Below are 17,604 nucleotides of genomic sequence, written 5' to 3'. Positions count from 1 at the left end.
AAACGCTTTTTTATGAAGTCTGAAGTATGAAGTATGAAGTATGAAATTTATACTTCAGCTTTCACACTTCAGACTTTTTAAGCTGCTACAGCCAACAGTTGTTCTTTCTGTGCCATAGACAATAACAGGTCTACCACTCGATTCGAGTAGCCCCATTCGTTGTCATACCAAGAAACAACTTTGAAGAAGTTGGAGTTTAACTCAATTCCTGCACCTGCATCGAAAATACTGGAATGAGTATCACCCTGAAAATCTGTAGATACGACTTCTTCGTCTGTATAGCCCAAAATACCTGCTAATTCACCTTCTGCCGCCTGCTTCATTGCCGCACAGATTTCTTTGTAACTGGTAGCTTTCGCAGTCTTGAAGGTGAGGTCAACTACCGAAACATCAGGGGTAGGAACGCGGAATGCCATCCCTGTTAATTTACCCTTTAACTCTGGCAATACCAAAGCCACAGCTTTAGCTGCACCAGTGGATGAGGGAATAATATTTTGGGCTGCGCCTCGACCACCCCGCCAGTCTTTTTTGCTGGGGCCGTCTACGGTGGGTTGAGTAGCAGTCATAGCATGAACTGTAGTCATCAACCCTTCGGTTAAACCGAAGTTATCATTGATGACTTTAGCAATGGGAGCGAGACAATTTGTAGTGCAACTAGCATTGGAAACGACTAAATCTTTGCTGGGGTTGAATAGGTCATGATTTACACCCATCAGCAAAGTCGGAACTCTCTCTGGGTCTTTTGTCGGGGCAGAGATGATAACTCGCTTTGCACCTGCTTTTAAGTGTTTGCTTGCACCTTCATAATCAGTGAAGAGTCCGGTAGATTCCACTACATAGTCTGCGCCTAGTTTACCCCAAGGCAATTCTTCCGGATTTCTGACAGATACGCAAGGAACAAAATGTCCGTCAATGACAATGCCGTCTTCCTTGGCTTCCACCTTGCCTTTAAACTTACCGTGAGTGGAATCATATTTCAACAGGTAAGCTAGGTTATCTGGTGGTACTAAGTCGTTAATCCCGACAAACTCAATGTTGGGATTATAAATGCCAGCACGCAACACCAGCCGACCAATACGACCAAATCCATTAATACCAACTTTTAACTTCGTCAAAATTCAACCTCCTAGTTGAGAACAACCCAGGTCTGTTCTCCGTTTCAGCGCGGCATTTAGCTGGGTTAATTTTACGTGAATTCGACAGACCTCTCCCTCCCAACCTCCCTCGCCTTTTAGGAGAGGGAGGAGTCAAGAAAAATCAGGGTTTTACTCCCCTCTCCTCGTAGGAGAGGGGTTGGGGGTGAGGTCAAAACAGTACTCATCGAACTCACGTTAATTTTGGTCTGACTGAGCTGATCGTGACAGTCTTAGACACCTAAACGCATTTTGCTAGATATCTTTTAAGGTTTCTGTAAAGTATGAAGTGTGAATGAAGTAGGAAGTGTAAAGTATGAAGTATGAAATTTTATTTTTCAGACTTCACACTTCACACCTCAGAATTTAATAAGGCCACTTCCAGTTGCGAACTTCGGGCATATCTTCGCCGTACTGAGAAATGTAGTGCTTGTGTTCGATCAGCTTATCTTGCAGATGTTGTTTGATGTATGCTGCTTTGTAGCCTAGCTTTGGCACACGATCAATTACATCCATAACTAGATGATAGCGATCGAGGTCGTTGAGAACCACCATGTCAAAAGGTGTTGTGGTTGTTCCTTCTTCTTTGTAACCACGCACATGGAGGTTGTGATGATTGGTATGGCGATAAGTTAACCGATGAATTAACCAAGGATAGCCATGAAAGGCGAAAATAATTGGTTTGTCGGTTGTGAAAATTGTATCGAAGTCTTTTGCACTTAAACCGTGAGGATGCTCACTTTTTGGCTGTAATGTCATCAAATCGACAACGTTCACAACTCTGACTTTTAAGTCGGGGAAGAATTGGCGTAGCATATCCACAGCTGCCAAGGTTTCTAAGGTCGGCACATCACCCGCACAAGCCATGACTACATCTGGTTCACTACCTTGGTCGTTACTTGCCCATTCCCAAATACCAATGCCTTTGGTGCAGTGTTTAATGGCTGCGTCCATGTCGAGATATTGCAGTGCTGGTTGCTTCCCGGCAATGATGACGTTGATATAATTACAACTTCTTAAGCAGTGGTCTGTGACGGAAAGTAAAGTGTTGGCATCAGGGGGAAGATAAACGCGAATAACTTCTGATTTTTTGTTGACTACATGGTCAATAAAACCTGGGTCTTGGTGGGAAAAACCATTGTGGTCTTGCCGCCAAACGTGAGAGGTGAGTAAATAATTTAGAGAAGCGATCGGTCTACGCCAGGAAATATGACGAGTAGTTTTCAACCATTTGGCGTGCTGGTTGAACATGGAGTCAATGATGTGGATAAATGCTTCGTAGCACGAGAAGAACCCGTGACGACCTGTAAGAAGATAGCCTTCTAACCAACCTTGACAACAAGTTTCGCTGAGAATTTCCATCACCCGACCGTTGGGCGATAAATGTTCGTCTTCAGGTAAGATTTTGGACACCCAAGTTCTATCTGTGACTTCCAACACGGCATCTAAGCGATTTGATGCTGTTTCATCAGGGCCAAAAACGCGGAAGTTTCGGCTTTCCATGTTGAGTTTCATCACATCCCGCAGAAATTGCCCCATGACTCTGGTGGCTTCCGCTTCAACTTTGCCGGGTTGGGTGACATTTACAGCATAGTCTTGGAAATTAGGCATCCTCAGGTCACGCAACAAGATACCGCCGTTGGCGTGGGGATTGTCGCCCATGCGACGCAGACCTGTGGGGGCTAATTCTGCCAGTTCTGGTAAGAGTTTGCCGTTAGCGTCGAAGAGTTCTTCGGGTTTGTAACTCTTCATCCAGTCTTCTAGTAATTTTAAATGTTCTGGTTGTTGAGCGATCGCGCCAAAGGGAACTTGATGCGATCGCCAAAAATTTTCGGTTTTCTTACCATCAACTTCTTTTGGCCCTGTCCAGCCTTTGGGGGTGCGTAACACAATCATCGGCCAGCGTGGACGTTCTTGAAAACCATGTACGCGGGCTTCTCTTTGGATGTTTTGAATTTCTGAAATAACTGTATCTAATGTAGCTGCCATCTGCTGATGGACTTGGGCGGGTTCGGAACCTTCAACAAAGTAAGGTTTGTAGCCATAGCCTACAAATAAACTTTCTAATTCTTCATCACTTAACCGTGATAACACTGTCGGATTAGCAATTTTATACCCGTTAAGATGCAGAATCGGCAAAACTGCCCCATCATTAACTGGGTTGAGAAACTTGTTCGAGTGCCAACTTGCTGCTAAAGCCCCAGTTTCGGCTTCGCCATCACCGACAACCGCCGCCACAATCAAATCAGGATTGTCAAAAGCTGCACCGTAAGCGTGAACTAAGGCATATCCCAACTCCCCACCTTCGTGAATTGAACCAGGGGTTTCTGGGGCGACGTGGCTAGGAATCCCACCAGGGAAAGAGAACTGTTTGAATAGCTGCTTCATCCCCTCAACGTCTTGGGAAATGTTGGGGTAGTATTCGCTATAAGTTCCTTCTAGGTAAGTGTTCGCTACTAAGCCAGGGCCGCCATGACCAGGCCCGGCAATGTAGATCATGTCTAAATCTAATTTTTTAATGATGCGGTTGAGATGAACATAGATAAAATTCAACCCTGGCGTGGTTCCCCAGTGTCCTAAAAGCCTGGGTTTAACGTGTTCTATTTTGAGTGGTTCTCTCAGCAGGGGATTGTCGAGTAAATATATTTGCCCTACTGACAAATAATTCGCTGCCCGCCAGTAGGCGTTGATTTTTTGCAATTCTGCGTCTGTTAAAGGCTTTGTTTGTGGAGAGATTGCTAAAGTCATATCAAATTTCCGTATACAACAGGACTTTGACTTTGTTCAGTAAGCTAGTGTAGTGGTCTATGTAGTCATGGCCATCTTACCCATGACAAATTTTTCCCAGCGTAAATCTGGAAAAATATGTACTATTTTTTATGGCGATCGCTGGTGGGAAAATTTAATAATGATGAATAATTTTTGTCTATGTTCTCTCTGAGAGATTAACAGATACAGTAGAATCCAAAGCTGGTTTTAAGATTTTTTTAAACCAAATTATTTATTACATAAGAAGAAAATTAACTAAACCAGGCGAGTTGTGCGAGCTTAATTATCTGAGATATATTTAACTTAGGATAGATAAATAAATTAAAGTTATAATTATCAGCTTGCTTAATTATGCAACCCTTGAGACTTCGTAAAAACGGAAACTGTTTAAGATTGGTACCTGATAGGAAAAGATTGCTTTTAGTTGAGGGAGATTCTCGTAATATTAAAGTACTCCGTCTTTTTAAAGCAGCACCTCGCAAATCTCAATATGAAAAGGCTATGGAAGCTTATAGACAAGTAAGTACTAAGTATAGAAACGCACTTCGTGAACTAGCTAAGTGAATGATATTTTTTGGTTGAGTGAGGAAGTCATTAAAGCTATGCACGAAGAACAACTAGCAGAACACGGTGGACTTCCAGGTATAAGAGACAGAAATCTGCTTTTAGCTAGTTTAGATAGACCTAAAAATTTATTTGCTTATGGCGAACCTACACCAACTATTTTTGATTTAGCAGCTGCTTATGCTTTTGCATTTGCAAAGAATCATGCGTTTGTAGATGGTAATAAAAGAATAGCCTTTCTTTCGATGGCTACCTTTCTTGTATTGAATGGGTATTCTTTAGAAGTACCAGAAGACGAAGTTGTATCAATGATAAAAAGACTTTCAACCGATAAAGAGACTCAAGAATCAATAGCAAATTGGGCTAAAGAAAATTGTATTAAAATCAGCGATTAATTGTTAGCAAAATTTATTTTGTCTAGTGTTTGTGATGATCGATAATTTTTGTTGCAATCCGTTTTACTAACCCAATAACCTTACTTGTGAACCTTGTTGAGTTTTATTCACTTCAATTCGGGCTTGGAAGGCTTCTTTGAGATGGGGCATGTGGGTGACGGTGAGGATGCAGGCAAAATCAGAGGCGATCGCATTGATGGACGCAATCAGGCGATCGCATCCTTCGGCATCTTGTGTACCAAAGCCTTCATCTATAATTAGCATTTGCAACGCTGCACCTGCCCGTTGTGCTAATAATTTTGCCATTGCTAAACGAATCGCAAAGTTAATTCTAAATGCTTCTCCACCAGAGTAAGTCTCATAAGCACGTGTTCCCTTAGCATCAGCAATTAAAATGTCTAAGGTATCGATCAGCTTGGCATTTTTCTTTGTCGATTTGCCGCTTCTTCCGGCTTTTTGCGTCACAAATTGTACGTGCAACTGATTTGCACTCAGTCTCGATAACAATTGATTTGTTTCTGCTTCTAGTTGTGGCAACACATTTTCAATCATCAAAGCTTGGATACCATTTTTACCAAATGCCAGGGCTAACTCGTGGTAAACACGGTACTGCTTTTTACAATCTTGCAGTTGTTGTTGTTGTTGTTCGTATTGAATTTGCAAAGTTTCTAGTTGATGTGCGAGTTGTTCTAAACGCCCCAATTTGGCTATTTGCTCATCGAGTTGTCGCCTGCGAGTAGCTAACTGCTGTTCTAAAGCTTGAATTTGCTCGATAGGGTTAGCTGACTGTGCTAGTTGCTGCACAATTTCATCAATTTGGCTGGCGAGTTTTTGCCGTTCGTTCAATCGAGTAGTTTTCGCCGCTTCTAACTCTTGTAATCTGCCTTGCAATTGGGGATACTGCTGTTGGGCTGACAACAATTGTTGATAGCGTAACTGCCAAGCTTGCCCTTGGCGGACTGCTTGACGTAAGTTATTGTGTTGCTCGGAACTATAACCAATTTCAGCAATTTGACGCTCAAGCGCCGCTATTTGTTTGGCACATTCAGAATCAGTTTGCTCTTGCTGAATTTTAGTTTGTAATTGAGTAATAGTCGCTTGTAACTCTGGTTTACGGGCTGCTAATTGAGTTTGGCGTTTCAGCGCATCTTTAATCTGCCCTTGTTTGATTTCTGCCCAGCGCCATCTTTCGACTTCACTCCGCGCTAAGGCATGGTCTTGCTCATTGTAATTTAATTGTTGCAGATATTCTTCTAATTGTCGTAGTTCTTTTTGTTTGTCGTGGGCGTAGTCACCAACTTGGAGCGATCGCTCTAAATGCTGTCTTTCTGCTGCTAGTTGTTGCAACTGTTCTTCTGCATCACTTGTAGATTCTAGTTGAGCTGCTAATTGTCCTCGCTGTTCTCGCAAAGAGTCATAAGGAGCTAAGTTTTGCGATACTTCTCGATATTTTTGACGTAGTACTTGAATTTCTCGATCTGTACAAGCCATCTGTTCACGAAATACCCACAATTGTTCCTCAGTGTCTTTGTACTCAGCTTTAGTTTTATCAGCAACTCGGTTCCAGTGATGTTCATCTAAAGGACGTTCGCACAACGGACAAATCGCATCGGGATTTCGCAGCATTTGCAGTTTTTGATCTAACTCCCCCAGTAACCTTTCATATTCCCGTTGTTGGGCTTGCAGGCGTTCAATAAAGTGTCGTCTTTCTTGCCCTTTTTCTTGAATACGTTGCAAATAAACTTTATCTTTCTCCATTTGCTCAATTTGCATCGCCACCGCCATGACTGCTTGTTGCAATTCGGGGTGGCGTAGAGAGGCGCGTTGCAGTTGGTTTTCTGTGGCTTGTATTTGTTCTAATCTGGCGACTAAACTAGCTTGAATTCTATCTAAATAAGTTTGCAAACTTTGGCGCTGTTGTAATAAAGGCGAAACTTGCATTTGCAGTTCATCTAACTGCGCCACCCGGCGACGCGCGGCGGAAAGTTGTCCTAAAGCGGCCTCGACTTCACCTGATTTACTCAGCGTTTGTTGAATTTCTTGTTCTTGCTGTGCTAAAGCTTCGAGTTGTGCTTGAACTTGTTGTAATTGCCTTTCAATTTCGTGAATTTGCCCAGTTAGTTGCTGCTGCTTTTGTTGGCGGAGGGCTGTGGCGCGGGTATGTTGTTCAAATTTAGCCGCAAAAGCTTCTTCTTGAGATTGGAGACTTTGATAATGAGCGTAACCGTTTTTAATTTCCGCTTCTTGATTTAATATGGCTGCCAATTCTGCCAGCTGAGCTTTGACAGACAATTGTTCTTGGTAGAGGCGATCGCAATCTTGCGTCAAATTTTGATATTGTTGCCTCACAAAGCTTAGTTGTTGTTCCCAATTTTGCCGCTGGTGCTGTACAACTTGCAAGCTTTGTAATTGAATATTATCAAAAGCTTGTACCTGTTGCAGTTGATTCAGTTCAGCTTCTATTTCTGATTTTTGAATTTCTGTTGTTTCCCGCTGTTGCAGTTGACTTTTAATTAATTCCAAAGAACGCTCTAATTCTTCTGCTCTCGCTTTGAATTGGCGGGAAGATTCTTTCGCTCGTTCTTCTAAATCGTCATACTGCGTCAGTTTTAACAACTCTGCCAAAATTTCCTTGCGTTCGGTAGGGCGCTTGAGCATGAATTCATCCGCACGACCTTGACGCAAGTAAGCAGAATTAATAAAAGTATCGTAATCGAGCTTGATGTGTTCTAAAATCAAATCCTGCGTTGCCCGGACTCCTTTACCAGTGAGTGGGCGAAACCCAGAAGGTGTTTCGATTTGAAATTCTAAAACACTAGTTGCACCGCGAACTCGCGTGCGAATCACCCGATAAAATTGTTGGTTAATTTGAAAAGTGAAATCAACTCGGACTTCTTTAGCCCCAGCATGGATGACATCATCTTCAACAGAAGCACGACTTTCACCCCAAATTGCCCATGTAATCGCTTCGAGCAGAGACGATTTACCTGCTCCATTAGAACCAGAAATACAAGCCGTATGCAAACCACGAAAATCTAAAGTAGCATCACGGTAACTAAGGAAGTTTTTGAGGATAAGTTGTACTGGAATCATTAAGGCAATAGCGCCACATCTAGGATTTGATGAACGAGCAGTACAGATGCACTCTTGATAGTTTAGCTAGGTATATATCAGGATTCTAGTCCTTAAGTCCGTAATTTTACGAAAATTAACAATATTATGAATAAGTTTTTCCCACTTGGCAAATGATTTTCCTCATATCTGGAGAAAAATTAGTTGAAACGCAAAGAAGTGCGGAGGTAAGCGCAAAGGTACGCTGAGTTTTTGAATGTGAGGTTAGCTTGATGAGAGGATAGCAGGTATGATTAGTGACGTTGGTGGGTTTCTTTTGTAAACATTTTGTTAATTCAATCTTTCAAGTTTCTCAGGAGTAGTTGACAACCGCATAAAAATGGGTTGGGATTTTCGATGCGTTCGTCCTGAAGCACCTTAATTGGCAGCTGACTGTTATAAATTAATTCATCGTAATCCATCAACGCATTCCACTTAATCTTGCCAGTGGGAAAGCCTAATTCTAAAGCTGCATCAAATATTAATTCTTGCCATTTCTGAATCTCTGGGTCTCGTGATTTACAGTAATCTAGAATGGCGATATATGCACCAGGTTTAGTAACGCGTAAAATCTCATCAAGAGCGCGGACAGGATCAGTAACAACACAAAGGGTAAAACCTGATGCTGCTGCGTCAAAACTATTATCAGGAAAATCCAGGTTCAGTAGATCCGTTACTTTCAGAGTGATGTCTGCGGATACATGCTTTTTCCGAGCTTCATCCAGCATTTTATTTGATAGATCAACACCTACAATATGCACTCCTTCGGGGTAGACGGGAAGATTCAGGCCTGTTCCTACGGCAGCATCAAGCACAGTTTGTCCAGGGTGAAGCTGTAACGAATCAATCAGTGGTTTACGATCAACATTCCAGTAACGCAGCATAATCGACTCATAATCTGCTGCTCCCTGATCGTAAGTCTTAATTATTTTAGTTACTTCCATACACTTCTTAATTAAGATAAGTATTTTTTAGAACTATTTCTGCAACAGTTTGGCGGGATATTACTACCAAATCTTGTACATAATCTTATCAGTATAAAGGTATATATATTGAGATATAAAATAGAAAACAAAATACTGATGGAACAACAGCAGGAAATTTGCGTCAAGCAGACTAATTCTCTGTGAAGCTGTACATTATTTTTACCCCTCCTGACCTCCCCTTCGTAAGGAGGTGTCGCAGGCAGTGGGGTTATTTCTATACCTCTTCATATAGAAATAGTATTAGTGAGAAGTATTGAACTTTTGATTTATCGACGCATTTTAGCAGTGTAAATTTTGTGGAACAATAGCAGATACTCCTCGTCATCCAATCAGCCTAACTTGCGGAATATGCCTAGGGATAGTTCCACAGCTAGTCAGAAACAATCTCAGTAATGCCTCGTCATTACATACGTCACAAACATCAACGCAAATTTTGTTATGACACACCTTTATCGAATTAAATCTGGAGCTGCTGCATTCATGGCAATGGCACTAACTACAGGTGCGATCGCTCCGATGATTGCTTTAGCTCCTGCCCAAGCACAATATAATATTGGGCAATCACGCTCAACTACGATTCCTGCTAATGTAACTTTGCCTGTGACTTACGAAAAAGAAAAAATCGTGGTCACTCCAGGCGAAAGTATGTCCCTCAAGCTAAAAATAGCTAACGACATTATTGATAGGAATAGAAATGTCCTAATTCCTGCTAGAACTGAAGTTATCGGCAGACTAGAACCTGTTGATTTATATGGCAGAAATTACCCCAGTGACAGCAATAATGACAATAGAAAAGGTGTCAGGTTTGTCGCTTCCGAATTAGTCTTCCCTTCTGGTCGTAGACTACCAATTAATGCTAATTCTCGAACCATCACCGAAACTGAAAAAATTACCAAAGGTGCTGATACTGGTCAAATTTTAACGGATGCAGCTATTGGTGCAGGTGCGGCTACTGTAATTTCACTACTCACAGGTAACAAGAGAATTGAAGTATTAGAACCTGTGGCAGGCGGTGCTGCGGGTGCTTTAGCAAGTGTATTGTTGCGGAAAAAACAAGCTGATGTATTTGTGCTTAGACCAGAAGAAGATTTAGATATCACACTGACAAGTAATTTAGTTATATCCCGGAACAATACTTATTAACTGAAAATTCAGTCGTGAATTTAATCAATCATATCAGCGATCGCTTCTTTCAATATAGTGAGCGATCGCTTCATTTTTAGAGATAAAAATTTAATTTTTCTGCAACTATTTTATCCTAATCTCGTCTTCTATAATATTCGAGTTATATGCTGAATATTTGCTGGGTAATAAATTCTAAGATTCGCTTCACTTATTCTTTAAAAGAAATTTAGTGTATGTACGGTATCAGTTTTTAGTAAAAAAAAACAAGATTAAATTATTAAGCACCCAAATAAATTTGCATCTTCCGTCCTACTGTGACAAATAAAATTTACTGATAGGACTGAACTAAGTTACAGCAGATTGCAGGTAAATGAGGTACAAGTCTTTACCAACAAGGCATGTAACACAAGACTTTCAAGCCTGTTCCCCGTTCCCTGTTCCCTGCTATATCTTTCCATTTCCTGTATAGGTGCGGTCATCAAACCAGTTGATTAGAGTTGGTTTGGAATCATTCATCATTGCTAATTTACACACATCTTACAAGGATTTTTACTAGAATGCTGAAAAATTTATCTCTTGCTTTATTAGGAACAACTGTTATTGTAGCGAGTGCCAACCCAGCTAGTGCCGTAACAATGGTAGTCAGTGGCGGTATGTTCTCTAGCTACTCTGATGCTAAAACTGTCACCTTTGATGATGGGACAGCAAATGATTCAAATGGATTTGCTACTTACTCTAATATTACTACTAACATTGTTCAAGGTAGTGTTAGTGGTCAATATGCCTCACCTTATGGAGATAACACCAAATTTCTGACAATTGCTCCATCAGGTAGTAATGTTGCAGGTGATAGTGGTTTTGTCAGTATTAATTTCAAAGAAGCTATTGATTACTTCGGTTTTTATGCAGGTTCCTTGGATAGTTACAACTATATTGACATCTATAGCGGTAATCAGTTGTTAAAGACTTTTAGTGGCTCAGATGTACCAGGTGCCGTAGCGGATGGTAGTTGGACTAGCGGTCAAGCTAATCTGTTTGTCAATCTTGTAGGTGATGCAGGCGAAAAATTTGATCGAGTTGTGATGCGCTCAAATGGTATTGCTTTTGAAACAGATAACCACGCCTATAGATTAGCGCAGAGTGTTCCAGAACCCAGTGCAATGTTAGGTGTATTGGTAATAGGAGCTTTTGGAACTACTTCACTATTAAAACGTCAACAAAAGAAAATAGCAGTGAAAGGATAAATTTCCTTTCAAGTTTAATTTGATAACTGCTATGTGTACAAATTCGCATAGCAGTTTTTTCATTGGAATTTCATGTTGCTATGAAATTATCCGCAATGAGCAATAGTTATTAATTAATTAGCAATTAATTTTTAATATGTCCTGGGAAATAGGTAATAAGTCATAGGATAGATGTCTATGACTTATTACCTATTTTTATGCGAATTATCTCCAATTTAAAAAGTAAGTACATCCCAAAAAATAGAAATATTCAGAAACTTTTTTTATCCAATATTGTCTAAGTAATTAACAGAAAACAAATAAATGTAAAGAGGTAAAATTGATGTTTACTGTAAATCGTTGGCAATCTAAAACTGCTGCACTCATGGCTTTGAGCATTACTGCTGGCGCTGTAGCACCTTTTATAACTGCTACACCATCTTTTGCTCAAACTACTTTTACAGATGTTTCATCGAATTATTGGGCAGCGCAATTTATTCAAGAATTGTCACAACGGGGTGTAATTGCAGGTTTTCCTGATGGTAGTTTCCGCCCAGAAGAAGCGGTAACACGCGCTCAATTTGCGGCGATGGTAAATAAGGCTTTTTCAAAAGCACCACAACGGCAAGCAATAAACTTTGTGGATGTACCCAGCAATTACTGGGCATCTAGCGCCATTCAGCAAGCTTATACCATCGGGTTTCTGTCTGGATATCCTGGAAATCGTTTTGAGCCTAACCAAGCGATTCCTCGTCAACAGGTTTTAGTTTCTCTAGCTAATGGTTTGGAATATAGCCCTAGTGGTAATGTTGAAAGTACTCTGCAATACTTCAACGATGCTTCTGGTATTGCTAGTTATGCTCGTAGCCCAATTGCAGCAGCGACTGAGCAGCAAATTGTGGTGAACTATCCCAATGTCAAATTCCTCAATCCAAATGCAACTGCAACACGCGCCCAGGTGGCAGCATTTATTTATCAAGCGTTGGTCAGTTCTAATCAAGCTTCAGCAATTAACTCACCTTATATAGTGGCGGCTCAACCTACTACCCCAACACCTGTATCAATCACAATTCCCCAAGGGACTGTTATCCCCGTGAAGTATGATCAGGCTAAGAAAATTCTCGTCACTAAGGATGAAACTGCACCGTTGACACTGACTGTTGACCAAAATGTAGTTACTCAAGACGGTACTGTAGTAATTCCTGCGGGTAGTCAAGTTGTTGGACAACTTAAACCTGCAAAAGGTGGTTCGCAATTTGTTGCTCAAAAACTCGTGTTAACCTCAGGTCAAGAGTATCAAATTGCAGCTACTTCTGATGTAATTACAACAACCGAAACTGTCAACAAAGGTACTAGTACTAGAGCTATTATTACCAATACTGTCTTGGGTGCTGGGGCGGCGGCGGCGGTATCTGCGGTGACAGGCGATCGCGCGATCGCTACTGAAGAAGTTCTCGGTGGTGCGGCGATTGGTGGCTTAATTGGCTTGTTCTTCGGTCGCAATAGTGTTGACTTAATTGCTATTAATCCCAATACCGATTTACAAATGACTGTCAATCAAAATTTGTTGGTCTCAGTTAGATAGTTGTTAGTCAAGAGTCAATAGTCCATAGTCAAAAGGAACTTTTTGACCATTGACTATTGACTAATAGGTAACCAAAGAATAAATGTAGTTCCCGGTGCATCCTCTGATGCGATCGCTCTTGTAATTGCTGGACTGAAAACTTCGATTTCACCTTGCATTTGCTCGATTAATTGTTTAGCGATCGCTAGTCCCAATCCTGTACCGGGAATTTCTGTTTGTGCTTGTACACCCCGATAATGTCTTTCGCCCAAATGTGCTATATCCTCTTGGGGAATTCCTGGGCCAGTATCACTAATAGCAATACCTAAAAAATTTGCTCTTTCTTGCCCTGCATGAATGTAAATCTTGCCGCCTTTTGGTGTGTATTTCAAAGCATTATCAATGATATTACTTAGTACTTCTTGCAAGGCTTTAATATTGACCCGAACTAAAGGTAAGTTTTTGGGAATTTCTGTTTTTAATTTCAGATGACGTTCTTGGGCGATCGCTTTTGCTGATGCTAATAATGGTGCTAATAAATCAGCTAAAGAGCAATCAGTTTCTTGTTCTCCTGTACCTGGTAATAACAAAATTGGCTTCGGTTCTGGTTGTACTGTTGCTTCGACAAATACTTCATTTTCTGGTAGCGCCAGCGGTGCTAAATCTAATTCTGTCCAGTCAATAACTTGCTCAAATTGTTGCAATAATTCTTTCAGGCGATCGCTTTCTCGAACAATATTCGCTCCCACTTCTCGGTTAGGGTCGCCTGGGCGCAGTCTTTTAAATAGCAATTTGCCAAAAGTCCGCAATGCTGTCAAGGGATTGCGAAATTGGTGTAATAAATTATCTAATAAATCTCGCTGCTGTTCTTGCAGAAGTTGTTGTTGATGTAACTGTTGTTGCAACCATGCGCGACGCTGATCTAAAACACAAGCGATCGCCAAAGTCTGGACTATCTTTTGAATTGTACTTTGTTCTTGTTGACTCCAAGCTCGGTCTTCTCTACATGTCACCAGTAATCCCATCATTACACCCTCATGAACCAAGGGCAGAACAATCTGGTGTCCACTCAGTAAATACTCTTCTTGAAAATCTGCTTGTCCAGTATCTGTTGTGTCTACTTCTGGCGATGAAGCCGTAGATTCCGTAGCTGCTGTTAATAACCTTTTTTGCTGTTTGGGGAGTAGCAAAATATTACTAATTTGCAATTGTTTGCGTGCTTTTACTTCAGTATTTTCTTCTCCTGGTGGTAATCCTGCTGTTTCTGGATAAACTACTACAGGAATTAGTTTCGCCTCAGTTGTTGGAGCTTCTACCAATTCTTGTGTTAAATAAACCACACTTAAAGAGGCTCCCAACCCTTGGGCTAACAATGCTATTTGTTCTCGGCATAAAGCCACAAAATCTGAACTAGCAGACATTAACATTTTTCATTTCTTGCTCAGGATCACGAACTTTGAGGGAATTTTCAAGAATTAGCTTGATTGTAACTCTGTTTTTATCAAGCTTAACTCAAGCTGCTTACGTCATAGTTGAGATAAAGAAATTGTGTACTTTACTAGTTTTGTGATTTATTTGCCTTCAAAAAAATTATTTTTGTTGTATCAAAAGTTTATAAACTCTTGATTTTTTGAACTAGAACTTTTATAATTACGACGGATTTTGTAGCTATCACTACAATCTAATAGCTTGAAAGAGGAGGAAAATAGGTTGGCAAGGAGACGGAAAAGGAAGAGTCGTCGTCGCCAGGAAGGACGGCGGATTTTAGAGCATGTGCCTCAATATAGCATCGAAAGCGGCGAAGAAAAACCTGTGACAGCAGCAAGAAAATTCATTCAAGCTGAAGGTATCTTGCCACCGGCTTTGCTACTCGTAAAGCGCAATGAACACACCACAGACCGATATTTCTGGGCAGAAAAGGGTCTGTTTGGTGCTCAGTACGTAGAAGAAAACCACTTCTTGTTTCCCAGCTTGCGGACATTAGAAGCTCCGGCTGGTTCAGAACCTGTGGCTGTAGCCGCTCGCTGAACTTCAATTGGTGATCCTACGTGTTGAATTTGTTCTGAATATTCATTTAACTGGCAAAGTTGCTCAGTTTATGCAAAATTTTCAATTTTTTTTAAATTTGGGTCTGATTTGCCAGTAGAGGTTTAGTCCAGGCGGTTGGACAAACAACTCGGCTCAAGCCAAATTGGTTGGGATGAGTTGGCTTATCATCAAATACGCATCAGGGAGCTAGAAAGAGCGATTACAAAGCATCCAAAAGCGAGAGTAGTATGCACTTTCCTTTTGCAGGCGACGTTACAAGATACTTTTTTCTCTAAAGCATTTCGTTTTAGAGAAAACTTACATCACAACAATCCTCTTTTCTACTCCCTATTGTTTATTTCTTCTTGCTCATCACTAGAGGAAATGTCCAAAAACTAAAATTTAATCACTCAGTTTTAAATTGAGTGCTTTCTGTAACTCAATCAGTTCATCTCGATGGGCAGTTACAGTAATCTTAGCTGGGGAGTTTGATTCATCTTGATTAGCTTTTTGCAGATGAAGCAAAACTTTCTCAGTTCTTCCTGCTTTTTTCCAATAAAAAAAACCACTCAAAGGTGATAGCAATACTATCCCAAGCAAAAAACTGCTAATGTTAGGCAAAAGCAGTGATAGAACAAACGATAAACAAACCAAACCAACAGTTGCAAGCAGCGTCAAAAAAATTGCTAAAAACAAGCTGGGTTGGACAAAACCCTCAAAAATGACTTGATTTTTGTCAGGGTCTACCGCTGCCACTCGGTAAGACCGTGAACGGAAATAATCCTGCAATTGAGGCATTAATACAGCTTCGTCTTGCTCAGATACCAGTTGTGCTGTTTGTGTGCGGTCTTTAGTTGCAGCACGAATAAAGAAAAACAACCCAACTGATAACAATAAGGTGAGCAGCAACGTAGATGGCAGAATAGCAGTATCCATAAATGATTGTTACTGTGTGACTGGAGGAGATTTATTCATTATTAATTATTAGTTAATTTGTCCTCCCGTTGATGTACTCTTGCCAAAGACGCGTTAAATCCTGCGCTTGAACTTGCCATTCTGGAGAAACTTGGTACATTCGCCTAGGTCTTCCTCGTCCTTCGAGCTTTTTCCAATACCCATTAATTGCCCTTTCGTCTTCGAGAAACTTAATCGCACTATAAAGTACGGTATCTGAAAGTCGATAGGTAGGGTATTCAGTTTCTAAACGTTGAATTAACTCGGTTCCGTAGGATTCACCTTGCAGTAAAACAGACAGTATGTAACAAATTGCTAGTTCCTGACAGAGGTAAGTTGGCGGAGGATTTTCAAAGAATTGATATATATCCTCAAGTTTCATGGTTGGTGAATGGCTAAAAAAATGCCTTAGGGTGGGATTTATAATCCTTGTGTTACGTATTTAATATTACTAAATGTAATCATTAATACAAAAACACTGAGGCAGGTGTTCAAAGCGTCAACTTAAAAAATGCAAAACAATTATGCCCCACGCAGATAAAGTCATGGGATACAAGCGAAATTCTAAGGAGCGTAAGAATTACACTCCTATTTAAGCTCTAGGCAGTGTGGTGAGGAGCAAGAAAGACAGAGGCTTAGCCACTGTGTTAGTGTCAAATGATGCCGAGCCGATTAGAACTGCATAAGCATAAAATGCCATCGAAGAAATTTTACAAGTAAAATGCCATTTTGTCTGTAAAAGTTATGAAACACTTGTTTATTAAGTATTCAATAATAGCTTTCTATACATGAAATAACTTACGTACAAAGTTTAGTTGTTGATATTAGACCTGCCTTGAAAATAGGGAACAGGGAACAGGAAGAGGTATTTTCATTGTTTTTTGTGAGTGTAACTCATGAAGTCTCTTGCAAAAGTTGCTTTTGCACTTTTGTAGGAAACAGGAAAAACTTAGGTCTATTCCCCGTTCCCTGTTCCCGACTTCTGCAAGAAGTCTATTGGGTGTAAAGTTTTTGAATAGCTACACCTTTATAGCCCTATATGCCTTGTTTAAGTCCTTGATTTTTTCTTTCACTACGAATTTCTACTTGAGATATTCATAGGTCATCTGGTAAGTGTGATAGTAAATCTAGCAAGCGCCAAGCATTTTGGTGATCAGTATGTCACAAAATTCCGATGCTCCATCATCTTCTGCTAATATTCGGGCGATCGCCCAAACATTTCGCCTCACAGGTTGGATTAGCTTTTGGATTCAGCTAGTACTAGGTGTGGTTTCTAGTATTATTGTGCTGCTCTTTGCTATTTTCTCGCAAAGAGCCGGTAGCCCTAGTAATAATCCTGGGACTGGTTTTGGAGTCTTTTTAGCGGTTTGTGGACTAATTATTTTGGGTGCGGGTATTTATTTAGCTTTCCGTTACACCAGAATTGGCCGACAACTACAATCTTCCAACCCTAGCAACCGCCCCCGGAAAAGCGAAACTGTACAAGTATTACGCTTAGGTCTGTGGATAAATTTAATTGGTACAGTTGTCACACTTTTAGGGGCGCAGGCGATCGTTGGTACACTGGTGGCAAGGTCAATATCTCCACAAGCCATCACTACACAATTTTTTGATCCGACTCGGATTATTAGCGGTCTTGATATGTTGGTAGTTCAGGCAAACACAAACACAGTCTCAGCACACTTTGCTGGCTTGGTAGCATCGCTTTGGCTTCTCAATCGCATAAATCGCCCTTAGTCAAGTCAAAAGTTA

The 17,604-nt window shown here is 40.7% G+C and carries 13 protein-coding genes; 6 read left to right on the top strand and 7 right to left on the bottom strand.

Annotated elements, in window-relative coordinates:
- Window positions 1-77 precede the first annotated feature (77 nt).
- Together gap and ACMX3D_RS09775 are read right to left on the bottom strand one after the other, a co-directional pair.
- The gene (gene gap, locus ACMX3D_RS09780; RefSeq protein WP_482751226.1) at window positions 78-1,115 is read right to left on the bottom strand and encodes a type I glyceraldehyde-3-phosphate dehydrogenase; all 1,038 of its coding nucleotides are present in this window, start codon (window positions 1,113-1,115) and stop codon (window positions 78-80) included.
- 384 nt (window positions 1,116-1,499) lie between these two features.
- On the bottom strand, window positions 1,500-3,881 hold the full coding sequence (locus ACMX3D_RS09775) for a phosphoketolase family protein (RefSeq protein WP_482751225.1): 2,382 nt from the start codon (window positions 3,879-3,881) through the stop codon (window positions 1,500-1,502).
- Between the two features lie 581 nt (window positions 3,882-4,462).
- Between ACMX3D_RS09775 and ACMX3D_RS09770 the strand changes: the two genes are divergently transcribed.
- On the top strand, window positions 4,463-4,861 hold the full coding sequence (locus tag ACMX3D_RS09770) for a type II toxin-antitoxin system death-on-curing family toxin (RefSeq protein ID WP_482751224.1): 399 nt from the start codon (window positions 4,463-4,465) through the stop codon (window positions 4,859-4,861).
- A gap of 66 nt (window positions 4,862-4,927) precedes the next feature.
- On the opposite strand, the gene sbcC is transcribed toward ACMX3D_RS09770, so the two are convergent.
- Both sbcC and ACMX3D_RS09760 read right to left on the bottom strand, forming a co-directional pair.
- Window positions 4,928-7,954 carry an exonuclease subunit SbcC gene (sbcC, locus tag ACMX3D_RS09765; RefSeq protein WP_482751223.1) on the bottom strand — a complete coding sequence of 1,009 codons (3,027 nt, stop codon included), beginning with the start codon at window positions 7,952-7,954 and terminating at the stop codon, window positions 4,928-4,930.
- A 314-nt stretch (window positions 7,955-8,268) separates the two neighbouring features.
- Window positions 8,269-8,916 carry a class I SAM-dependent methyltransferase gene (locus ACMX3D_RS09760; protein ID WP_482751222.1) on the bottom strand — a complete coding sequence of 216 codons (648 nt, stop codon included), beginning with the start codon at window positions 8,914-8,916 and terminating at the stop codon, window positions 8,269-8,271.
- A 480-nt stretch (window positions 8,917-9,396) separates the two neighbouring features.
- Here ACMX3D_RS09760 and ACMX3D_RS09755 point away from each other — a divergent pair, with 480 nt between their 5' ends.
- From ACMX3D_RS09755 to ACMX3D_RS09745, 3 genes are all read left to right on the top strand, one after another.
- Window positions 9,397-10,101, top strand: coding sequence for a conjugal transfer protein TrbI (locus ACMX3D_RS09755; protein ID WP_482751221.1), 705 nt, complete (start codon window positions 9,397-9,399; stop codon window positions 10,099-10,101).
- 539 nt (window positions 10,102-10,640) lie between these two features.
- Window positions 10,641-11,327 (top strand): Npun_F0296 family exosortase-dependent surface protein, encoded by a 687-nt coding sequence (locus tag ACMX3D_RS09750; RefSeq protein ID WP_482751220.1) that lies wholly within the window; start codon window positions 10,641-10,643, stop codon window positions 11,325-11,327.
- A gap of 322 nt (window positions 11,328-11,649) precedes the next feature.
- Window positions 11,650-12,891, top strand: a complete 1,242-nt coding sequence (locus ACMX3D_RS09745; protein WP_482751219.1) for an S-layer homology domain-containing protein — start codon at window positions 11,650-11,652, stop codon at window positions 12,889-12,891.
- Between the two features lie 53 nt (window positions 12,892-12,944).
- Here ACMX3D_RS09745 and ACMX3D_RS09740 read toward each other — a convergent pair whose 3' ends face one another.
- Window positions 12,945-14,297, bottom strand: coding sequence for a GAF domain-containing sensor histidine kinase (locus ACMX3D_RS09740; RefSeq protein WP_482751218.1), 1,353 nt, complete (start codon window positions 14,295-14,297; stop codon window positions 12,945-12,947).
- Between the two features lie 283 nt (window positions 14,298-14,580).
- On the opposite strand from ACMX3D_RS09740, the gene ACMX3D_RS09735 reads away from it, so the two are divergent.
- The gene (locus ACMX3D_RS09735) at window positions 14,581-14,898 is read left to right on the top strand and encodes a DUF3155 domain-containing protein (RefSeq protein ID WP_062294629.1); all 318 of its coding nucleotides are present in this window, start codon (window positions 14,581-14,583) and stop codon (window positions 14,896-14,898) included.
- A gap of 402 nt (window positions 14,899-15,300) precedes the next feature.
- On the opposite strand, the gene ACMX3D_RS09730 is transcribed toward ACMX3D_RS09735, so the two are convergent.
- On the bottom strand, window positions 15,301-15,834 hold the full coding sequence (locus ACMX3D_RS09730) for a cofactor assembly of complex C subunit B (protein WP_482751217.1): 534 nt from the start codon (window positions 15,832-15,834) through the stop codon (window positions 15,301-15,303).
- A 52-nt stretch (window positions 15,835-15,886) separates the two neighbouring features.
- Window positions 15,887-16,234, bottom strand: a complete 348-nt coding sequence (locus ACMX3D_RS09725; RefSeq protein WP_062298395.1) for a PadR family transcriptional regulator — start codon at window positions 16,232-16,234, stop codon at window positions 15,887-15,889.
- A gap of 776 nt (window positions 16,235-17,010) precedes the next feature.
- Here ACMX3D_RS09725 and ACMX3D_RS09720 point away from each other — a divergent pair.
- On the top strand, window positions 17,011-17,589 hold the full coding sequence (locus tag ACMX3D_RS09720; RefSeq protein WP_482751216.1) for a DUF3611 family protein: 579 nt from the start codon (window positions 17,011-17,013) through the stop codon (window positions 17,587-17,589).
- The last annotated feature ends 15 nt before the right edge of the window (window positions 17,590-17,604 follow it).

Source organism: Anabaena sp. TISTR 8404 (genome assembly GCF_056847745.1).
This window is presented reverse-complemented; position numbering and strand designations above follow the sequence as displayed.